Raw genomic sequence first — 18,564 nt, forward strand, 5'->3', positions numbered from 1 at the left:
AAAGGATACGCAAGTGACTCAATCTAACCGCCTTGTTATCGCCACCCGCGAAAGCCCGCTTGCGCTCTGGCAGGCCAACCACGTAAAGGCGAGGCTTGAGGCGCTTTATCCTGAGCTTCAGGTTGAATTACTTGGCATGACCACGCAGGGCGACCGGATTTTAGACGTAACCCTGAATAAAATCGGCGGCAAAGGCCTGTTTGTTAAAGAGCTGGAGACCGCCATTACCGAAGGCCGCGCCGATCTTGCCGTGCATTCGATGAAAGACGTACCCATGGTTTTGCCCGAAGGCTTTACACTGGCCGCCATTGGCGAGCGAGAAGACCCGCGCGATGCCTTTGTTTCTAATAAATACGATTCCCTCGATCAATTAACGCCCGGCTGTGTCGTGGGCACTTCCAGCCTGCGCCGCGAATCACAATTACGCGCCCGTTTTCCGCATTTAATCATTAAACCTTTGCGCGGCAATGTGGGCACGCGTCTTGGCAAGCTGGATGCAGGTGAATACGACGCCATTATTCTGGCCTCAGCAGGGCTGATTCGTCTGGGCCTTGCCAGCCGGATTAAAAGCGCGATTTCTCCTGGCGACAGCCTGCCATCCCCCGGCCAGGGCGCATTGGGTATTGAGGTACGCAGCGATCGCAGCGATCTGATCTCGCTGCTTGCCCCCTTTAACCATGCGGCAACGGCAGCCTGTGTGACTGCTGAGCGCTCCTTATCACGCCGCTTGGGTGGCTCTTGCCAAATTCCATTGGGTGCTTTTGCTGAAGAAGACGATGGATTTTTGCGTCTGCGTGCTTTTATTGCCAACCCAGATGGCAGCGATATTATTTATGCCGAAGGCAATGGCTCTTTGGCAGCAGCTAATGGCTTAGGCTTACAGGTAGCCGAACTGCTCTGCACCGAAGGCGCGACTGAGATTCTGAAGAGTCTGGCCGCTGCAGCCGCAGAATAATGCAAACACTGAGCGGCCTGCGCCTGTGGGTAACACGTCCCAGACAGCAAGCAGCAGATTTAATCGCTCTGCTGCAAGCCGCGGGTGCAGAAGTACTGCCCCTGCCGCTGCTGGAAATCGCTCCGCCTGACGATCCTGCGCCGCTGCAGGCCGCTTTAGCTCAGATTGAGCAATTTGATCTGGCCGTTTTTATCAGCCCGTCCGCGCTTGATGCCGTATTTGCACATTTGCCCGCACCATGGCCCAAAAACCTGCCAGTAGCGGTAGTAGGGCTAGGCAGCGAGCGGCGGGCAAGTGCACTTGGGGTGCAGGATATTATCTGCCCCGCTGTGCAATTTGATAGTGAAGGCCTGCTGCAAGAAACCAGAATGCAATTTTTAGCAGGTAAAAAGCTGGTGATATTTCGCGGTAATGGCGGACGTGAATTATTACCAAAAGCCTTACAAGAGCGTGGCGCGCTGCTGACTATCATTACCGCATACCAAAGACAGCCTCCCCGCTTCGATCCGGAGCATTTATATGCCCAATTAAGCAGTGGCTGCGATGGCATCGTCATATCCAGCTCGGAAGCAGCGCAACACTTATTCCAGCTCGCTGGAGACAAGGCGCTGCAAGCGTTACAATCACGCATATATTTCGTACCCCATCCGCGTATTGCACAGACGCTTATCGCTTTGGGTGCAAAACAAATAGAACTTACGAATGCAGGGGATAGCGGTATTTTGCATGGTATTTGTCAGCACTTCACAAAACCCCGCCAGGAATCAAAATGACTCAGGATACTTCACAAGACTCGCTCGCGGCGGCACTGCAAAAGCCTGACCGTCGCTTCGTTCCGCAGACCGCTATTGTGCTTGGCAGCGTAGCCTTAATTGCTAGTGCGGGTGTCTGGCTCTATCAGCAGCAAGCCATGGAGCAATTCAAGCTTGAAGTAAGCCGTCAGCTCGCCGCCAATAAAAACAGCACTGCAGAGTTCAGCCAGCAGCTGGCAAGCAGCGCTAAATTGCAGGAGCAATTTAGCGCCAAACTGGCACTACTGGATGCCAAACAAGCAGAATCGCTCAGCCAGCAGCAAGCGCTGAATAATATGTATGAGGCACTTACCCATAATGAAACCCATCGTGCCCTTTCTGAAATAGAGCAAATCCTTGGCTTTGCCAGCCAGCAACTGCAATTAGGCGGCAATGTAAATGGCGCGCTGCTTGCACTGGCGAATATCGACCAAAAACTCGCGCAGCTGAACCGCCCGGAGCTGATCAGCCTGCGTCAGAGCATTACCCGTGATATTGATACCCTTAAAGCCCTGCCCTATGTAGATATCATTGGGATCAGCGCCAAATTAGACAACCTGATTAAAGGCCTGGAAGACCTGCCTCTGGCGATTGATGGCTATCGCCAGGGAACACCTGCGGTAAAAGCATCCGCCAGCGGGACACCGCTGACGCAATTTTCTGATGAAATCTGGCAACAGCTTAAGCAGCTAATCCAGATCCGCCGCATGGACAAACCAGAAGCCATGTTGCTTTCACCGGAACAAAGCTTTTTCCTGCGGGAAAACATCAAGCTCAGGCTGCTGGATGCGCGCACTTCCCTGCTGCTTAAAGATGAAGCCAGCTACCGTGGCGATATCGCGGCTGCCCTGCGTTATTTAGAACAATACTTCGATAAAAAAGCGCCACAAACAGCCACATCGATTGCCACGCTGAAACAGTTAGCAGCGCAAGATCTGGCCATTCAGCTGCCGGAACTCGGTACGAGCCTGGCGGCGGTACGCAGCGCCCGCACCATTGCAGAAAGGGCCAAGCAATGAGAATTCTGCTCTGGATCATCGCTTTATTTGCGCTGGCCGTGGGGCTAACGCTGTTTGCCCAGCTTAATACTGGCTATGTGCTGCTGTTTTTGCCGCCATGGCGGATTGAAATTTCGCTCAATGTATTTGCAATGCTGACACTGGCGACCATTGCCCTGCTCTATCTGCTGCTGCGCGTAGTTGCAGAGCTGGGCGGCCTGCCACACAAAGTAAAGCAATACCGCGAACGCCAGCAAAGAGATGCCTCAATTCAGCTGGAGCGCGAAGCACGTTTGGCTTTTTTTGAAGGCCGCTATCAGCGCGCCGAACGTTTGGCCAGCGAAGCGCTGAATAACAGCGAAAACAATGATGCTTTTGCCGTTAATGCGCTGCTTGCCACGCGTGCCGCGCATCAAATGCGTGATTTTGCCCGCCGCGATCAGTATCTGGAGAAACTTCAGCAACGATTTGGCAACCAGCACTTAGCTGCAGCAATGATGGCCGCCGAGCTTTATTTGGATGAGCGCCGCTATACCGATGCAGGCAATGCGCTTGCCGCAGCCAAGCAAATCTCACCCAAGCTGACCGCTGCCCTGCAGCTGGAGCTGCGTTTACGCCTACGTGAAGAAAACCCTGATGCCGTATTAAGACTGGTAGAGCAATTAGCTAAAAGTGAAGCGGTTGATGCCGAACAGGCCAGACGCATCCGCAACCAGGCCTATCTGCTCAAGCTGAGACAACAACCTTTATCCAGCCATCAGCTGAAAGACTGGTGGAATAAGCTGCCAGCCCACGATAAAGCCTTGCCACAGCTGATCGAAGCGGTGACAGACAGCTACAAACAGCAGGGAGAGCCCGCAATGGCCCGCAGCCTGCTGGAAGAAACCCTCAGAAACGAATGGTCCAGTACTCTGGCTGGCCGCTATGGCTCGCTGGGGCTGACCGGGGAAGCCCTTATTTCCCAGCTGCAACAGGCCGAACTTTGGCTTAAGCAGCATCCTGAAGATCATTTGCTGCTGCTGACACTTGGCAGGCTATGCCGTGCCAGTGCCCTTTGGGGTAAGGCGCAAACCTATCTGGAAGCAAGTATTGCTGTGCACCCTACCGCGGTAGCCCATGCAGAGCTGGCAGAGCTACTGGATTCGCTCGATAAAAATGATGCCGCCAGCCGGCATTACCAGGCAAGCCTGGCTCTGGCATTGCCACAGGCCAGCCTGATTTAAGCTTTGATTTAACCGCAACAGGCAATAAAAAACGGCTGCATTGATTGCAGCCGTTTTGCATATTGAGCTCTTATTTTTTATGAGGTGGCGGTGCAGCTGGCTTTTTCTCATCAGAGAAAGTGATCCATGAAAATGGAGCAGATCCCTTATTACGCTCAAAAAAATCAGGCGCAGGAGAATGATGGCCAAGAGGTACAACGGGTTTACGGACTTGCGTATTAGTTAGCATTTTATTGCCCCCGAGTAATTTGCAATAGCATATTACTTGATATTAACGCAATACATTGACATCATTAGCTTGGAATTGACTTGAAACAAATAATAAACTTTCTATTTCAGTAACATGAAATTCTAATGAAACAAGTATTACAATAAATCCGGTGACATCGCCATCCGTAATAAATAGCTAACCTGCCCTTCCTTAACCCGCCTCTGCAACCACCAGCAGCCTCCCCGGCGCAGCTCCCAATCGTGCTCTTTACCCGCCAGAATCACGGCCGCAGCGCGGCCCAGCTCCGGCTGATGCCCAACCAGCACTATGGTCTTACCCGGCTCCCTTGGCCAGTTAGATACCTCTAAATAAGAGCCGCATAAAACACCGGGATTCAACCTTGCATCAATCTTAAATTGCTTACTTAAAGCCTTGGCCGTTTCCTGGCTGCGCACTGCCTCACTGGCAATAATAGTGATTGCCCCGCCATCAAGACGCTTACTCAGCCAGGCCGCCATTTTCTCTGCCTGCTTACGCCCTTTAGCCGTCAGAGGGCGGCGCAGATCATCTGCCCCCTCCTCTGCTTCGGCGTGACGCCACAAAATTAAATCCACAGTCGCCCTTAATTGCGTGGTTTAGCTGTTAACTCAGCCAATAATGTTGCTTGTGAAGAGCGCACCTTACCGCCACGCGCAGTCTTACGACGATAGCGGCCATCAGACTGCATTTCCCAAGCTTGGGTGTTATCTACTAGGCTTGGGCGCAAGCTTTCACGAATCACACGGCGTTTTACTTTTGGATCTAAGATTGGAAACGCAATTTCAATGCGGCGGAATAAATTACGCCCCATCCAGTCTGCCGAAGAAAGATAAACATCCTCTGCGCCGCCATTGTAAAAATAGAAAACGCGATGATGTTCTAATAAACGCCCCACAATTGAGCGTACACGGATGTTATCTGATACCCCCGGAATACCCGGGCGCAAGGCGCAAACGCCACGAACAATCAGATGAACCGTAACGCCGGCTTGTGATGCCTGATAAAGCTTATCGATCACAGTAGGCTCAAGCAAAGCATTCATCTTGGCGATAATCACAGCCTTGCGGCCCGCTTTGGCGTGGACAATTTCTTTATCAATATACTTTAAAATATTCGGCTGCAAGGTAAACGGAGCCTGCCACAGCTGATGATGATCCCCCGCGAGGCCTAGCCCGGTGAGCTGCATAAACACATCATTTACATCGCTGACAATTTCTTCATTAATGGTCATCAAACCAAAATCGGTATAAAGCTTAGTTGTGCGCGGATGGTAATTACCCGTGCCAACGTGAGTGTAGCGGCGCAGTTTTCCTTCTTCGCGGCGCACAATCAGTAGCATTTTCGCGTGTGTTTTATAGCCATATACGCCATACACCACATGCACACCCGCCAGCTCCAGCTTGGCTGCCCAGTTAATATTGGCTTCTTCATCAAAACGCGCCATCAGCTCAACAACAGCCGTCACCTCTTTACCGCGCCCGGACGCATCGCATAAGGCTTCCATTAAAGCCGATTCTGTACCTGTGCGATATACCGTCATTTTGATCGCCACCACCTGCGGGTCTCTTGCTGCCTGTTGCAGCAAATCGATCACAGGGGTAAAACTTTGGTAGGGATGGTGCAAAAGAATATCGCCATGGCGAATAGCGGCAAACATATCCGGCTGCTTACGCAGCTCGGTAGGCACGCCAGGCATAAAGGGCTCAAACTTCAAATCAGAGCGATCAACCTGATCCGGCACCTGCATCAGGCGTACCAGATTTACCGGGCCGTTTACACGATAAAGATCCACATCCTGCAAACCAAACTGATCACGCAAGAAATGTTGTAAATGCTTAGGGCAATTATCAGCCACCTCTAAACGCACGGCATCGCCATAAGAGCGCTGCGACAATTCGCCCTTCAGCGCAGCACGCAGATCTTTCAGATCATCGTCATCCACCGATAAATCAGAATCACGCGTGACGCGGAATTGATAACAACCCAGCACATGCATACCTGAAAACAACTCATCCACATGGGCATGCAAAATAGAAGACAAGAAAACAAAGCCATGCTCTACGCCCGAAATCTCGGTCGGCATTTTTACAAAGCGCGGCAAAATACGCGGGGCTTGCACAATGGCAATACCCGAGCTGCGGCCAAAGGCATCGTTGCCTTCCAGCTCAACAATAAAATTCAGCGACTTATTTAATACTCGTGGGAAAGGATGCGAAGGATCCAGCCCAATCGGCGTGAGAATAGGCATCAGCTCGCGGAAAAAGAAATCACGCACCCACTCGCGCTGCTCGTCTGTCCAGACGCTGCGGCGGAAAAAATGAATGCCTTCCTTAGCCAGCGCAGGAAACATCACTTCCAGTAATAAATCATACTGGCGATCAACCAAATCATGCGCTTCGCGCGCCACCAGCTCAAAAGCCTGCAGCGGCGTCATTCCCTCAGGCAAAAGCCGGGTTGGGTTATGACGCATATTTTCTTTAAGCCAGGCCACGCGTACTTCAAAAAACTCGTCCAGATTGGACGACACAATGCACAGAAATTTCAAACGCTCTAATAAAGGGTTACTTGCGTCTTCCGCCTGGGCCAATACCCGACGATTAAACTCTAACAACCCCATTTCACGGTTCAGCATTAATTGATTATCAGCAGGTTTGTAACTCATCACTCTTCGCTCAAATTAAATAGCCCATCAAAAATACGGATGACAAGAAATGCAACTCAACCAGCTGAGGGATGTCCTGAAAACTTCACAACGCCTGTATAACGCCGGCATAAACCCAAACAAATCAGTCAGCTGGATCTACAAACAAACGGGCAAGCAAGCCCGCCAGAGCCCTAAATCTTAAATGCACCCACGTTTTGCAACAGACAAAATGGGATTGTAGAAAAAACAAAGGCCACTATAAGTGGCCTGTGCTTAACTTTTATTGCGGCACAAAGCCTGCTGGCATTTCTGCACCATCACCAAAGAAATAATTCTCCAGCTGCTGCTGCAAATACTGACGCGCACGAGGATCAGCAAGGCTCAGACGATTTTCATTAATCAGCATGGTTTGATGCTTAATCCATGCCTGCCATGCCTCTTTAGACACATTATCAAAAACCTTCTTACCTAAAGCACCCGGCAGCGGCGGAAAATCCATCCCTTCCGCCTCACGCCCCAGCTTTACACAGTTCACAGTGCGGCTCATTAGTATCACCTTAATAATATTACATTTATGTTTCTGGAAAATGACAAATTTTAAAGTATTACTGCCTCTTGTTTTATATTTTAAATATCAAAAAATAAATCAACGATTAACCTATTGATTTTTAAATACAAAACATTAGAAGAAACCTTATTGAAGTCACTTCTGTATACATTTCTTTTTCTGCTGGCATGCGCTCTGTCTTATGCACACCAAAACACTCTAAAACTAATCCGCTGATTATACCTGAATGTAGTGGCCAACTAATTTTGGCCCCATCATTATAGCCAGGCCAATAAGCGCCTGATTGCCGTCTGATAGTAACTTATACTGATACTGAAATTCGTGACTGCTCGTTTCGTGCGTACGGCACTTTGAACTAGCTTAATAATGCACTACGAACTGAGCTAAGTAGCCTACTGAAGAAGTAAAAGTCGTAGGCCCAAATATACCAGCCATCACCACCGACTTAACAGGGCCAAGAACGCTGCCAAGCTACGCCAATATGATTATCTTTATCCTGCGCTCAAGAGCTAGGAATAAACGCTTTTGCTGCCATAGACTCGGCAATACCACATGATTTTTCATATCAAAGCTATTATTACATTCAAAATTTGCAAATAAGGATTCATCCAAATCTATTCTTGTAGTAGCCGCTTTGACCGATATGCCGATACCAAAGTTATACAAAAATAGGCCGCAAACCATTAGGGTCTGTTGACGTTTCATTCACAATTGCACTGAACCGGAAAACGGCAGAATGAAACGTCAACAGACCCCAGGCAGCGGCCTTCAACAATTTTGCGTTACTCCCTCGCTGCTCGGCCAAAGCGGTCACTCCAGATTACAACCGAATAAATCTGCTTATGACTGCGAGCTCAAGGCATTTAGCAATAAGTCCCCAACAATTTGGTTTGGGAAATGCCTTTGCACTGTCACAGCATAGAAATGCTCGTATACATTAGGTAAAACCATATAGAGCTGTAATTTGCCATTTTTTAGCTCATCCTTTACGACCACCTCTGGCATCACAGTAATCGCATGACTATCTCGCGCCAAAAGCCGCATCATTGCCATGTCATCGGCTTCTGCCACGATCTTGGGTTTAAATTGGTGCAGGGCACAAAAACCATCAAATGCTGAACGTATCGGACTGTCCTCAACCGGCAAAATCCAGTTTTGATCAGCGTAGCCTGATGAAAAAACTGAGTCTAATGCCAAACCTGGATGGCCAATAATAGCCACAGGTTGTCTGGCGAGTAGTTGGCAATGCCATAGATTATTATCACTGCCACTTACATCAATATTGCTTAACGCAATATCAAGCTGATGATTCGCAAGCTCTGTGAGTAGTCGTGCCTGACCTCTCGCATGCAAAGAATATTTAATCCCTGGCTGGCGGATCAGCGGCTCGACAAAGCTCTCAATAAAGTTACGGGACATGGTCGCCAACATACCAATTTTGACGGCACGATTCTGTACCTGCTCACCCTTCAGTAATAGCGACTCCAACTCTGAACCTTTGCGAAAAATCTCTTCTGCATACGAAAAAGTCTTCTGTCCGATCTCGGTTAGCACCAGCTTCCGACCTTGCCGCAAGAATAATTGAACTCCCATCGTGTGTTCTAGCTGTGCAATTTGCGAGGAAAGGGCCGACTGAGAGACATGGAGTTGCTCAGCCGCTTTGGTCAGGTTTCCCTGCCTGGCAACCTGCCAAAAATAAGCCAAATGATGATAGTTGAGACTATTCATATTTGTTCTTAAAAAGAGAACGATTCATAAATATTAATCTATTTTTATTAAAAACAATACCGGGTGATACTCCATGCATCAACACGCATACAAAGGAGATCATCATGCAGCCAGGCGCTTTATTGCCCTATTCTCTGTCTGCCGTGCTAGTACTGCCAATGCTTGCGACAGCATGGAGAGGAAAATCCTCGCGCTGGATAGTCGCTCAATTTGCCATGGGGCTTGCCGCATTATTTGCTTTGTCAGCATGGCTGGGCGTGTTTTTGAGTGCTGATTCGGTCAGCCCAACTCAGTGGCTCAATTCAGGCATATTAAATGTAACGATGCTGGGCTTGATCAGTTTTATAGCCTTCATCGTACTGAGTTACGCAAAAACCAATTTTGCCGCAGATACCGATAATCATCGCTTTTTGCACTGGTTCTTGCTGACGGTCTTTGCTGTCATGCTTACTGTAAGCAGTAATCACTTGGTCGTTTTTTTTGCTGCCTGGGTGGCTATTAGTCTGAGCATGCATCAACTACTGATGTTTTACCCAGAGCGTAATCGCGCGGCCTTGGCGGCGCATAAGAAATTTATCTTTGCCCGTTTGGCTGAGCTTTGCCTCGCCGCCGCTTTTATCTTGCTCTATCACCACCACCAGACTTTCTTCATTACTGAGATTGTGAGCGCATATCCAGCAACAACTCTGAGCTTGGAACAACAACTGGCCGCCGTGTTGCTTGCCCTTGCCGCATTAATTAAATGTGCGCAATTGCCGCTCCATGGCTGGCTGATTCAGGTTGTTGAATCACCCACTCCCGTTTCCGCGCTGATGCACGCAGGGATTATCAATTTAGGTGGATTCTTGCTGCTAATGTTTGCCCCATTATTTGGACAAGTCTTAGCGGCACAGTGGTTGGTGTTAATTGTGGCTGGCCTGACAACAGTGGTGGCCGCACTCATTATGTCTACCCGAATTAGCATCAAGGTACGTTTAGCATGGTCAACCACGGCGCAAATGGGGCTGATGCTGGTCGAATGTGCGCTGGGATTATACGAGCTGGCCTTTCTTCACTTACTCGCCCACTCTTGCTACAAAGCCTATGCGTTCCTGAACTCAGGCCAGGCCGTCAATGAATTAATACAAAAACAGTACGCCAGCCCCCAACTTCCAAGTGTTGGCATTTGGATGTTGGCAGGTATGGTTTCATTCGGACTATTGCTTGGAACTGGCGTGACGCTGGATTTGCCTGCGCCTTATAGCCCATGGGTGCTAATCGGCCTGGCCCTCACTTTTGTATTTGCAAACCGCTTGAATGAACGTCAGGGCTTATCCCTAGCAAAAACAATCTTGTCAGGTGGAACAATACTGGCCAGCTATTACCTCCTGAAAACAGGGATGGCCTGGATGCTGCCCAACATTGAACACCAGTACGATTTAGCCGCAGATATTTGGATCACGGTGCTTTTCACAGCACTATTCACCCTGCAGTTGCTCTTGCAATACAAAGCACATTCTCCAGCGCTGCGAAAACTATTTATTGCTCTGAATGCCGGCTTTTATCTGGATGAATGGGCCACGCGCATCACCCTCAAAGTATGGGCCGTACCCCTTCCTAAAAATGCTGTTCAAACCCGTTTGGGTCTTTCCGGAGTGAAATCATGATGACGACTGTGACTAAGCGAATCAGCTCTGTAGCTCAAATCCACAATGCTGCCCTTCAGGCTTGTGAGCGGATTGCTCCAGCCTGGCCACTCGATCAGTCCATTGCCGTTAATCCATGGTGGAAAATGCGCGACCAATCGATGGATAAAATTGCAGCCAAATTGCAAGTGTTGGGTGGCGTTAACTTGTTGATGCCCAAGTCTTACTACCTCTCTCATTGGCAAACGACGATTAAGTCAGAGCATTTGAGCAAAGCAGCAGATGAAATGGGGGTAAACGCTTCAGAGCAAGCTCTGCTTGCTTTACTTGAGACCGCTGAGACAGGCCGCCATTGGCTCAATATCTGCGATTTACTCGATGCAGAACCCATTCATGGGCACAAAATGCCATGGCGCGATGAGATCGTGCAACAAATCAGTCAGTTTACCGCCCTGTATTTTCAATATCCTGAGCAAATGCAGCATGGTGACGATGCCGACAACGGTTTATATCAAGCCTGGCTTGAGGTTATCCGGCAAGATCGGGGGATCGAAGTTTTAATGAGTGAAGCAGGTCTTAGCCATCGATTTGCTGCATTACCAGATCGGGCGGATCAATTATTTGCACAGGTGCATGACGTCCTGTTTGCGCATAGTGAAAAGGATGTTGTTTTTGTTGATTACTGCTACGCCCTGTTGATGGATGTGCATGGCTGGGCATCATGGCTGGCTTATGGAGCTTGGCAAGATGCCTTTGCAAGTAAAACGAATTCACTATTACTGCAATTGTTAGCTATTCGTATGGCTTGGGACTGGGCCGTGTGGCAACAGGTCCAAAACGGGACCTGTTCAACAACAATCAACCGCGCTTTTGAGCTGCAAATCAAACAGCTTGGTGCGCTTGAGCACAATTGGCATGCCCAGCAGAAATTACTCTGGGTGTGGCAACGTGCGCTTGAATATAGTTATCAGCAGCCTTTGCAATCACAGTTGCTTAGTGCGGTTCCTCATAGTCAAACACAGCTGCAGTTACAAGCCATCTTCTGCATTGATGTGCGTTCAGAGCCGATGCGGCGTGCACTCGAAGCGCAAAGCGACGAAATTCAAACCATAGGTTTTGCTGGATTTTTTGGCTTACCTATCGAATATTCTGTAGCTGGGAGCAAGTACTCACGGCCGCAATTACCTGGCTTACTTAAACCCTCAATCCGGGCGGAGCAAAAAGGTTCTGCAAACTCACGCCAGGCTGTAGCCAATCAGATTAAGGGGCAGGTTGCAGGAAAACTGGCGGACGATGCTGCGTCGGCAATGTTTGGTTTAGTTGAGGCCAAAGGCTTATTCCGTGCCGTAAACTTGGTGAAGAAAACCTTCTTTCCTGCAAAAGCATCGCATAGCATAGCATCAATCAGATTGATCTGACAGGACCATGGCAATTGAGCCGTGATGGTGAGTTATTGTCAGATATTGAGCTGGCAGGTTTAGCAGCAGGCATTTTACGTGCAATGGGCTTACACACCCGCTTCGCTCCAGTTGTGCTCCTCGTCGGGCATGGCAGCAGTTCAACTAACAATCCTCATGCTGCTGGCCTTGATTGTGGCGCTTGCGGAGGCCAAACAGGTGAAGTGAACGTTAAAGTACTTGCACAAATACTTAATAAAAAAGAAATACGGGATGAATTAAACCAGCTCGGGATCGTGATTCCAGTACAAACTCAATTTGTAGCTGCTCTGCATAATACAACCACAGACGAATTGCTTTGTTTTGATGTGGAGGGTAAACCAGCGTGGCAAAACCACTTGCAAGCGGCAGCCTTATACGCCCAAAAAGAGCGTGCATTGAGTGTCGGCATCGAAACAGAAAGCGCTACTGAACGAGCGCGTTTATTTCAGCAGCGCACCAGAGATTGGGCTCAGCTCAGGCCTGAGTGGGGTTTGGCAAATAATGCGTCTTTCATCGTTGCGCCCCGCAATTTAACCCGGAATCTTGATTTAGCCGGACGCAGCTTTTTGCATGACTACCAATGGCGGCAAGATCCCGGATTTGAAGTGCTTGAGTTGATTATGACCGCCCCTATGGTCGTAACTAACTGGATCAACCTGCAGTATTACGCCTCGGTTACCGACAACGTGAAATACGGCAGTGGCAACAAATTGTTGCACAACGTCGTCGGTGGCAATTACGGTGTATTTGAGGGGAATTGCGGCGACTTGCGCGTCGGCTTGTCTATGCAATCAATCCATGATGGTCAAGACTGGCGTCACCATCCTCTGCGCTTAAGTGTCTATATTGCCGCACCGCGTGAGGCGATGACAGCCATGATTTCGATGCATCAAACCGTGGCTGATTTGATCGGAAACAAATGGCTGTACTTGTTCCAATGGGATGTTGAGCAACAACAAATCTGGCAATACTCAGCTGATCAATGGCAATTGGTACAAACGGCGAAGGTGGCTGAATGCACACTTTAAGCAACCTTCAGCAGCTTGAAGCAGAGGCTATCCACATTATGCGTGAGGTTGCCGCTAGCTTTGAAATGCCCTGCATGTTTTATTCAATCGGCAAAGATTCCACCGTAATGCTGTACTTGGCAAAAAAGGCATTTGCACCCGGGCGAGTGCCTTTTACCCTGCTGCATATTGACACCACATGGGAGTTTGCCGAGATGGCAAAATTCCGCGATGAACTGGTAAGAGAGAATCAATTAGATCTTGAGGTATATATCAACCATGACGCTTTGGCTCAAGGTGTGCACCCAGTGGAATCCGGCTCGGTAAAGTACAACGATTTGATGAAAACACAAGCCTTAAAGCATGCGCTAAAAATACATCAATTCGATGCTGCATTGGGCGGAGCAAGGCGGGACGAAGAAAAATCCCGGGCTAAAGAGAGAGTTTTCTCGGTACGTGATGCTCATCAGGTATGGGACCCAAAGAACCAGCGGCCTGAGTTGTGGCAGCTTTATAACTCGCAAATCAATCCAGGCGAATCAGTGCGGATCTTTCCGTTATCGAACTGGACTGAGCTCGATATCTGGCACTACATCCTGAAAGAGAATATCGAACTGGTATCGATGTACTTTGCCAAACCAAGGCTGACTTGGATAAGTGATGACGCTGGACAGCCATTTATTCTTGATGATGAGCGCATGCGCTCCTATTTGAGCGAAACCGAACGAAACAGCATCAAGTATCGCTCTGTGCGTTGCCGTACGCTTGGCTGCTATCCACAAACGGGTGCGGTACTGAGTACAGCAACCCGGGTTCAGGACATTATTGCTGAATTGCTCGTGAGCAAATCCAGTGAGCGCGAGGGCCGTATGCTCGATAAAGATCAAGTCGGCTCAATGGAAAAGAAAAAAATGGAGGGGTATTTCTAAATGAGGGTATTTTTAATTACACAACGGAGGAGCAAGCTTTAGCATGTCACTCAGTAGATATGACGGGCGGCTAGTGATTGTGGCTAGCCGTCACGATAAAGCGGCAGCAATTACGCGACCGATGGCAAAATTGCTGGGGGTTCGTCTATGGAGCCCTCCTGATCTGGATACCGATCAATTCGGTACATTCAGTGGTGATGTTGCTCGCCCCGGTACGCCAGTTGAAATGCTGCATGCCAAAATAGCCTTGTGCCGCAGCGTTTTGCCCAATCCCATTATGGTGGCAAGTGAAGGATCCTATGCCCAGCATCCGCTTTTTCGATGCGTCGCTTTAGCGCATGAATGGATGATTTGGGATGATGCGGCCAACGGCTTCCAGCTAATTGAGCATAAAGCGGCTATCACCCCGCATTACTATGCCGCCATGTTAGAAAATGTGGCTGAGCTTGAATTACTGCTACAGCGCTGTGGCTGGCCGAAACTCGCCGTTACAGTACATCCGGCTGATTTGAATTTGCCCAGCTATAAGGGGTTGCAAACAGGAGCTGACATTCAAGCCGCAATTGAGACCTTACAAGCGGCAGGCGCTAAAAAAATCCAAATTGCAACAGACATGCGCGCCAATTTACACCCTTATCGACAGCGCACAATCAGACATCTGGCAGCAAAACTAGCGAGACGAGTGCGAACGGCTTGTCCACAATGCCATCAATTTGGCTTTGGGCAACGGCACACTGAGTCTGGTTTAGAATGCGCGGACTGCCGAACGCCGAGTAATCAGCTCAAAGCGATATGTCGGCGTTGTGAGTTCTGTGACTACAGAAAGTACACATGGCGCGCAGCCGGACAAGCCGATCCATTTTACTGCCCATATTGCAATCCTTAGCTTCTATACGTTCACCATCAAATAGCGGCCTTCAACATTTTTGCACTACTCCATGACCGTTTGGACTAGTGCAAATTTGAAATGCCTACAACTCATACACATTAAACAACTTCTCTCTCCCTGAGGAAATCGTGTTCACGATGACTGCGGTGAATGACTCGCCTTTTGGCTTTGAAGTTGTTGATAGACGCTTAAACGATCCGTTATCTGCCAGTGCCCGCTAATTCTGTCATTCTCAAAAAAGTACGCTGTCGCCCCCGACATGGTGACTTCTGCCCCTGTAGCCGGAAAACCAGGAATATCGCCCTTATGAGTTGCAGACCATAGCCAGGTCAGTACAACCGCGTTGCCATCAGCAAATAGCCCTTTAATTACAAAAGACTGGTCAGGAAATGGAGTGCGAAGTGTTCTAACACGTTCCTTATAAGCTGCAAGGTCGAGCTGCTGACCTTCCCATGCGTCGCCAGGGTCATGGTGGATCTTATATTCCGGCGCGATGTATTTATCGGCGGCTTCCGCATTACCTTCACTCCATACTTCACGAATAAACTCGGTGAGTATCTCTTTTAAATTGCAAGCAACTGCCATATTGATGAACTCCTTCCATCGTTTAATAGGGTTAGACGGAAACCTTGCTTCGTAATCCCGGAAAAGGCCAGTCGCGTTGGTGGGCCGCGATAGCCAGTAAAATCAAACCAATACCAAGTACCTGAGCGCCCCCAAAAACCACATGAAACACCAATATATCCACTGCGATTGCCACTAAGGGATAGATGAAAGACAAAGCAGCAATGCGCTGTGCACTCAGGCGCTGAAACGCGGCGTACATCAGGTTGTACATTAATCCTGTATGCACCACCCCCAAGGTCAGTAGTGAAGCCCAGGTGGTGGGCGTGAAACTTGCGATTGAAAAATCAGTCCACGGTGCCAGTAAAGGCACTCCCAATAAAAGTTGCAGACCCGCAATTTGGGCTGGGGCTATGCCCCTGAGTTTACGGGTAGTTAATGTGGCAACCGAGTATAGAAAAGCAGCAACAAGGGCCATCGCTACGCCCTGAAGCATCCCCTCCTTCAAATGACCTCCCCATTGCACGCCCGCAGTCAGTGCCACTCCCAGCAAAGCCAAGACAAGCCATGGTATTTTGTGCCGTTGCAGTGGTTCCCCCTGTACCAGCGTGGCGAGCAAGATTAAGAAAAACGGCTGCACGTGGTACACCACAGTAGAAACGGCAATGCCACTTAAGCGGTAACTAGAAAATAAAAGCAGCCAATTCATGATCAAGGCCATCGCCCCCACCAGCAGCCAAGCCACTGCCTTGCCGTCCATGGGCTTCCATCCCCGCTGCAGACTTAACCATGCAAGCAGTGCGATGGCACCAAGTAAGCAGCGAAACCACTGACAAAAACGCGACCAGAGGAAGTAGCCCCACTTCAAGGCAAGGTTCAGTACAGGTCAAAATCACCAGCCGAGCGACAGCCAACAATAGTGCGGCCATTATGGCGATGGTGCAGGCCCATGGTGGCATTGGGCTGGTGCCTGATTTCAGTGCACAAGCAGCACTGGCAAGCGGTACGGTCCAGCATGTGTTGCCCACTTGGGTGATGGGCGAACCCTATACTGGCACAGTCTATGCGGTGTATACCGCGGGGCCGCATTTGCCTTTGAAAACACGTGCCTTGATTGATTACCTGGCAGACAACACCCTGAGGCATCTGAAGTAGATATATGTTATCAACATACGATTCAAACAATAGCACGGCACTCCAGCACCACCCATTACCAGGTATCCAAGTGATTAGCCCAGTCTTGCGCCATCTTCCTGCGCTCATCCAGATAGGTCGCATGGTTATATGTTCGACGTTATTGGGTTCGGCATGTGCTAACTGTGCTTCAATAGCATCCGCTCATATACACCTCTGTATTCACCTTAATAGCGTCAGCAGGTGCATCAAAGTGCAACACCAAAAAACAGAAAAGCCCTGATTTATCAGGGCTTTTACATATTTTCACGCTAAAAATGCAACTGCATTAAACTGCGTGAAACAGGTCTATCAATTTAAACATTAAACAAGAAATTCAATACATCGCCATCTTTCACTACGTATTCCTTACCCTCTGCACGCATCTTGCCTGCTTCTTTAGCGCCTTGTTCACCCTTGTACTGGATAAAATCATCAAAAGAGATGGTCTGGGCGCGGATGAAGCCGCGTTCGAAGTCGGTGTGGATCACGCCAGCGGCTTGCGGGCCGGTGTCGCCTTTGTGGATGGTCCACGCGCGTACTTCTTTTACGCCAGCAGTAAAGTAGGTTTGCAGGCCGAGTAAATCGTAGCCAACGCGAATCAGGCGGTTCAGGCCTGGCTCTTCAAGGCCCAGCTCGGCGAGGAATTCTTGCTTGTCGGCGTCATCCAGCTCAGCGATTTCAGCTTCGATAGCAGCGCATACAGCCACAACCGGCGCACCTTCGGCATTGGCGTGGGCCACCAAACGATCAAGCAGCGGGTTGTTCTGGAAACCATCTTCGGCCACATTGGCCACGTACATGGCGGGCTTGATGGTCATCAGGCACAGGGATTTGATGGCGAGTTTTTCATCGTCAGACAGGCCGGCAGAGCGGGCTGGCTTGCCTTCATTCAGTATAGGCAGCAGTTTTTCCAGTACGGCCACCATCTGGATGGCTTCTTTATCACCAGCACGGGCTTTTTTGCTGTCGCGGGTGAATACTTTTTCTGCTGTGGCCATATCAGCCAGTGCCAGCTCGATACCGATGGTTTCGATATCGGCGATGGGGTCTACTTTGCCGTTAACGTGAATGACGTTATCGTCTTCAAAACAGCGCACCACGTTCACAATAGCGTCGGTTTCACGGATATTGGCCAGGAACTTGTTGCCCAGGCCTTCACCTTTGGAGGCGCCCGCCACCAAACCAGCAATATCCACAAATTCGACGATCGCCGATTGAATTTTTTGTGGTTTAACAATTTCAGATAACTGAGCAAGGCGCGCATCCGGCACTTCTACGATGCCAACGTTTGGCTCGATAGTGCAAAAAGGATAGTTTTCAGCCGCAATACCGGCCTTGGTCAGTGCATTAAACAGGGTCGATTTACCGACGTTAGGCAGGCCAACGATGCCGCATTTGAGACTCATATCATCCTTTCGCCGCAAATCGCGGCCAACATATACTTAAAAGCGGGATTTTACCCGATTGTGAACGCCGCCGCTTCCACCCTGCACAAATCCCGTCGTCAAATGGCGGGTGAATTGCTCGTGTTAAGTGGGGAAACCCAGGTCTTGAACCACTTCGACCCCAGAGGACACGGAGTTTCACGGAGAAAAACGAGGCTTATTTATAAAATTGCACCAAGCTAATTCAAAGGCAAATCCCCCTCAATCCCAATGCTGTTCACTTTATGATTTTTATTCCCCAGTTATGCCGTTGATTAAGAATTTCCGTGCCTTTTCTACTTGCAAAATGCTTAGTTCGTCGTTTCACAACCCGCGGATTACTGCGTCCTGTTG

At 49.4% G+C, this 18,564-nt stretch carries 18 protein-coding genes; 10 read left to right on the forward strand and 8 right to left on the reverse strand.

From position 1 onward, the window contains the following. Positions 1–13 precede the first annotated feature (13 nt). From hemC to CSQ88_RS15365, 4 genes are read left to right on the forward strand one after another with little or no spacing between them, the layout of a single operon-like run. Positions 14–955 carry a hydroxymethylbilane synthase gene (gene hemC, locus CSQ88_RS15350; protein WP_099398965.1) on the forward strand — a complete coding sequence of 314 codons (942 nt, stop codon included), beginning with the start codon at positions 14–16 and terminating at the stop codon, positions 953–955. Continuing rightward, positions 955–1,728, forward strand: coding sequence for a uroporphyrinogen-III synthase (locus CSQ88_RS15355; protein WP_099398966.1), 774 nt, complete (start codon positions 955–957; stop codon positions 1,726–1,728). The genes hemC and CSQ88_RS15355 overlap by 1 nt, the downstream gene beginning before the upstream one ends. Next, positions 1,725–2,765, forward strand: a complete 1,041-nt coding sequence (locus CSQ88_RS15360; RefSeq protein WP_099398967.1) for a uroporphyrinogen-III C-methyltransferase — start codon at positions 1,725–1,727, stop codon at positions 2,763–2,765. Before CSQ88_RS15355 ends, CSQ88_RS15360 begins: the two co-directional genes overlap by 4 nt. After that, a complete protein-coding gene (locus CSQ88_RS15365) occupies positions 2,762–3,967 on the forward strand; it encodes a heme biosynthesis HemY N-terminal domain-containing protein (protein WP_099398968.1) in 1,206 nt (401 codons plus the stop codon). The genes CSQ88_RS15360 and CSQ88_RS15365 overlap by 4 nt, the downstream gene beginning before the upstream one ends. Before the next feature lie 366 nt (positions 3,968–4,333). Here the strand turns inward: CSQ88_RS15365 and CSQ88_RS15370 are convergent, their stop codons facing one another. From CSQ88_RS15370 to CSQ88_RS15390, 5 genes are all read right to left on the reverse strand, one after another. Then, entirely contained in the window at positions 4,334–4,792 is a 459-nt protein-coding gene (locus tag CSQ88_RS15370) for a histidine phosphatase family protein (RefSeq protein ID WP_099398969.1), read from the reverse strand. 8 nt (positions 4,793–4,800) lie between these two features. After that, positions 4,801–6,879: a polyphosphate kinase 1 gene (gene ppk1 / locus CSQ88_RS15375; RefSeq protein ID WP_099398970.1), complete on the reverse strand. Its 2,079-nt coding sequence runs from the start codon at positions 6,877–6,879 to the stop codon at positions 4,801–4,803. A 262-nt stretch (positions 6,880–7,141) separates the two neighbouring features. After that, positions 7,142–7,408 carry an oxidative damage protection protein gene (locus CSQ88_RS15380; protein WP_099398971.1) on the reverse strand — a complete coding sequence of 89 codons (267 nt, stop codon included), beginning with the start codon at positions 7,406–7,408 and terminating at the stop codon, positions 7,142–7,144. Positions 7,409–7,900: 492 nt separating this feature from the next. After that, a complete protein-coding gene (locus CSQ88_RS15385) occupies positions 7,901–8,134 on the reverse strand; it encodes a hypothetical protein (RefSeq protein WP_099398972.1) in 234 nt (77 codons plus the stop codon). 135 nt (positions 8,135–8,269) lie between these two features. Continuing rightward, positions 8,270–9,157 (reverse strand): LysR family transcriptional regulator, encoded by an 888-nt coding sequence (locus tag CSQ88_RS15390; RefSeq protein WP_099398973.1) that lies wholly within the window; start codon positions 9,155–9,157, stop codon positions 8,270–8,272. Between the two features lie 104 nt (positions 9,158–9,261). Between CSQ88_RS15390 and CSQ88_RS15395 the strand changes: the two genes are divergently transcribed. The 5 genes from CSQ88_RS15395 to CSQ88_RS15415 all read left to right on the forward strand — a co-directional run bounded on the left by CSQ88_RS15395 (position 9,262) and on the right by CSQ88_RS15415 (position 15,043). Beyond that, on the forward strand, positions 9,262–10,803 hold the full coding sequence (locus CSQ88_RS15395; RefSeq protein ID WP_099398974.1) for an NADH-quinone oxidoreductase subunit L: 1,542 nt from the start codon (positions 9,262–9,264) through the stop codon (positions 10,801–10,803). Beyond that, positions 10,800–12,200: a putative inorganic carbon transporter subunit DabA gene (locus tag CSQ88_RS15400; protein WP_099398975.1), complete on the forward strand. Its 1,401-nt coding sequence runs from the start codon at positions 10,800–10,802 to the stop codon at positions 12,198–12,200. Before CSQ88_RS15395 ends, CSQ88_RS15400 begins: the two co-directional genes overlap by 4 nt. A gap of 35 nt (positions 12,201–12,235) precedes the next feature. Continuing rightward, the gene (locus CSQ88_RS15405) at positions 12,236–13,249 is read left to right on the forward strand and encodes a putative inorganic carbon transporter subunit DabA (RefSeq protein ID WP_180273676.1); all 1,014 of its coding nucleotides are present in this window, start codon (positions 12,236–12,238) and stop codon (positions 13,247–13,249) included. Further along, positions 13,237–14,157, forward strand: a complete 921-nt coding sequence (cysD, locus tag CSQ88_RS15410; protein ID WP_099398977.1) for a sulfate adenylyltransferase subunit CysD — start codon at positions 13,237–13,239, stop codon at positions 14,155–14,157. The genes CSQ88_RS15405 and cysD overlap by 13 nt, the downstream gene beginning before the upstream one ends. 121 nt (positions 14,158–14,278) lie before the next feature. Next, positions 14,279–15,043, forward strand: a complete 765-nt coding sequence (locus CSQ88_RS15415; RefSeq protein ID WP_099398978.1) for a DUF6671 family protein — start codon at positions 14,279–14,281, stop codon at positions 15,041–15,043. A gap of 135 nt (positions 15,044–15,178) precedes the next feature. Here CSQ88_RS15415 and CSQ88_RS15420 read toward each other — a convergent pair whose 3' ends face one another. Continuing rightward, the gene (locus tag CSQ88_RS15420) at positions 15,179–15,631 is read right to left on the reverse strand and encodes an ester cyclase (protein WP_099398979.1); all 453 of its coding nucleotides are present in this window, start codon (positions 15,629–15,631) and stop codon (positions 15,179–15,181) included. Positions 15,632–15,662: 31 nt separating this feature from the next. Further along, positions 15,663–16,478, reverse strand: a complete 816-nt coding sequence (locus tag CSQ88_RS15425; RefSeq protein WP_099398980.1) for a DMT family transporter — start codon at positions 16,476–16,478, stop codon at positions 15,663–15,665. Here CSQ88_RS15425 and CSQ88_RS15430 point away from each other — a divergent pair. Next, positions 16,400–16,765 (forward strand): LysR substrate-binding domain-containing protein, encoded by a 366-nt coding sequence (locus CSQ88_RS15430; protein ID WP_099398983.1) that lies wholly within the window; start codon positions 16,400–16,402, stop codon positions 16,763–16,765. The two genes, CSQ88_RS15425 and CSQ88_RS15430, sit on opposite strands and share 79 nt — an antisense overlap. Positions 16,766–17,100: 335 nt before the next feature. On the opposite strand, the gene ychF is transcribed toward CSQ88_RS15430, so the two are convergent. Further along, positions 17,101–18,192 carry a redox-regulated ATPase YchF gene (gene ychF / locus CSQ88_RS15440; protein WP_099398981.1) on the reverse strand — a complete coding sequence of 364 codons (1,092 nt, stop codon included), beginning with the start codon at positions 18,190–18,192 and terminating at the stop codon, positions 17,101–17,103. Positions 18,193–18,564: the final 372 nt, after the last annotated feature.

The organism is Iodobacter sp. BJB302 (assembly GCF_002735645.1).
Lineage (GTDB): Bacteria > Pseudomonadota > Gammaproteobacteria > Burkholderiales > Chitinibacteraceae > Iodobacter.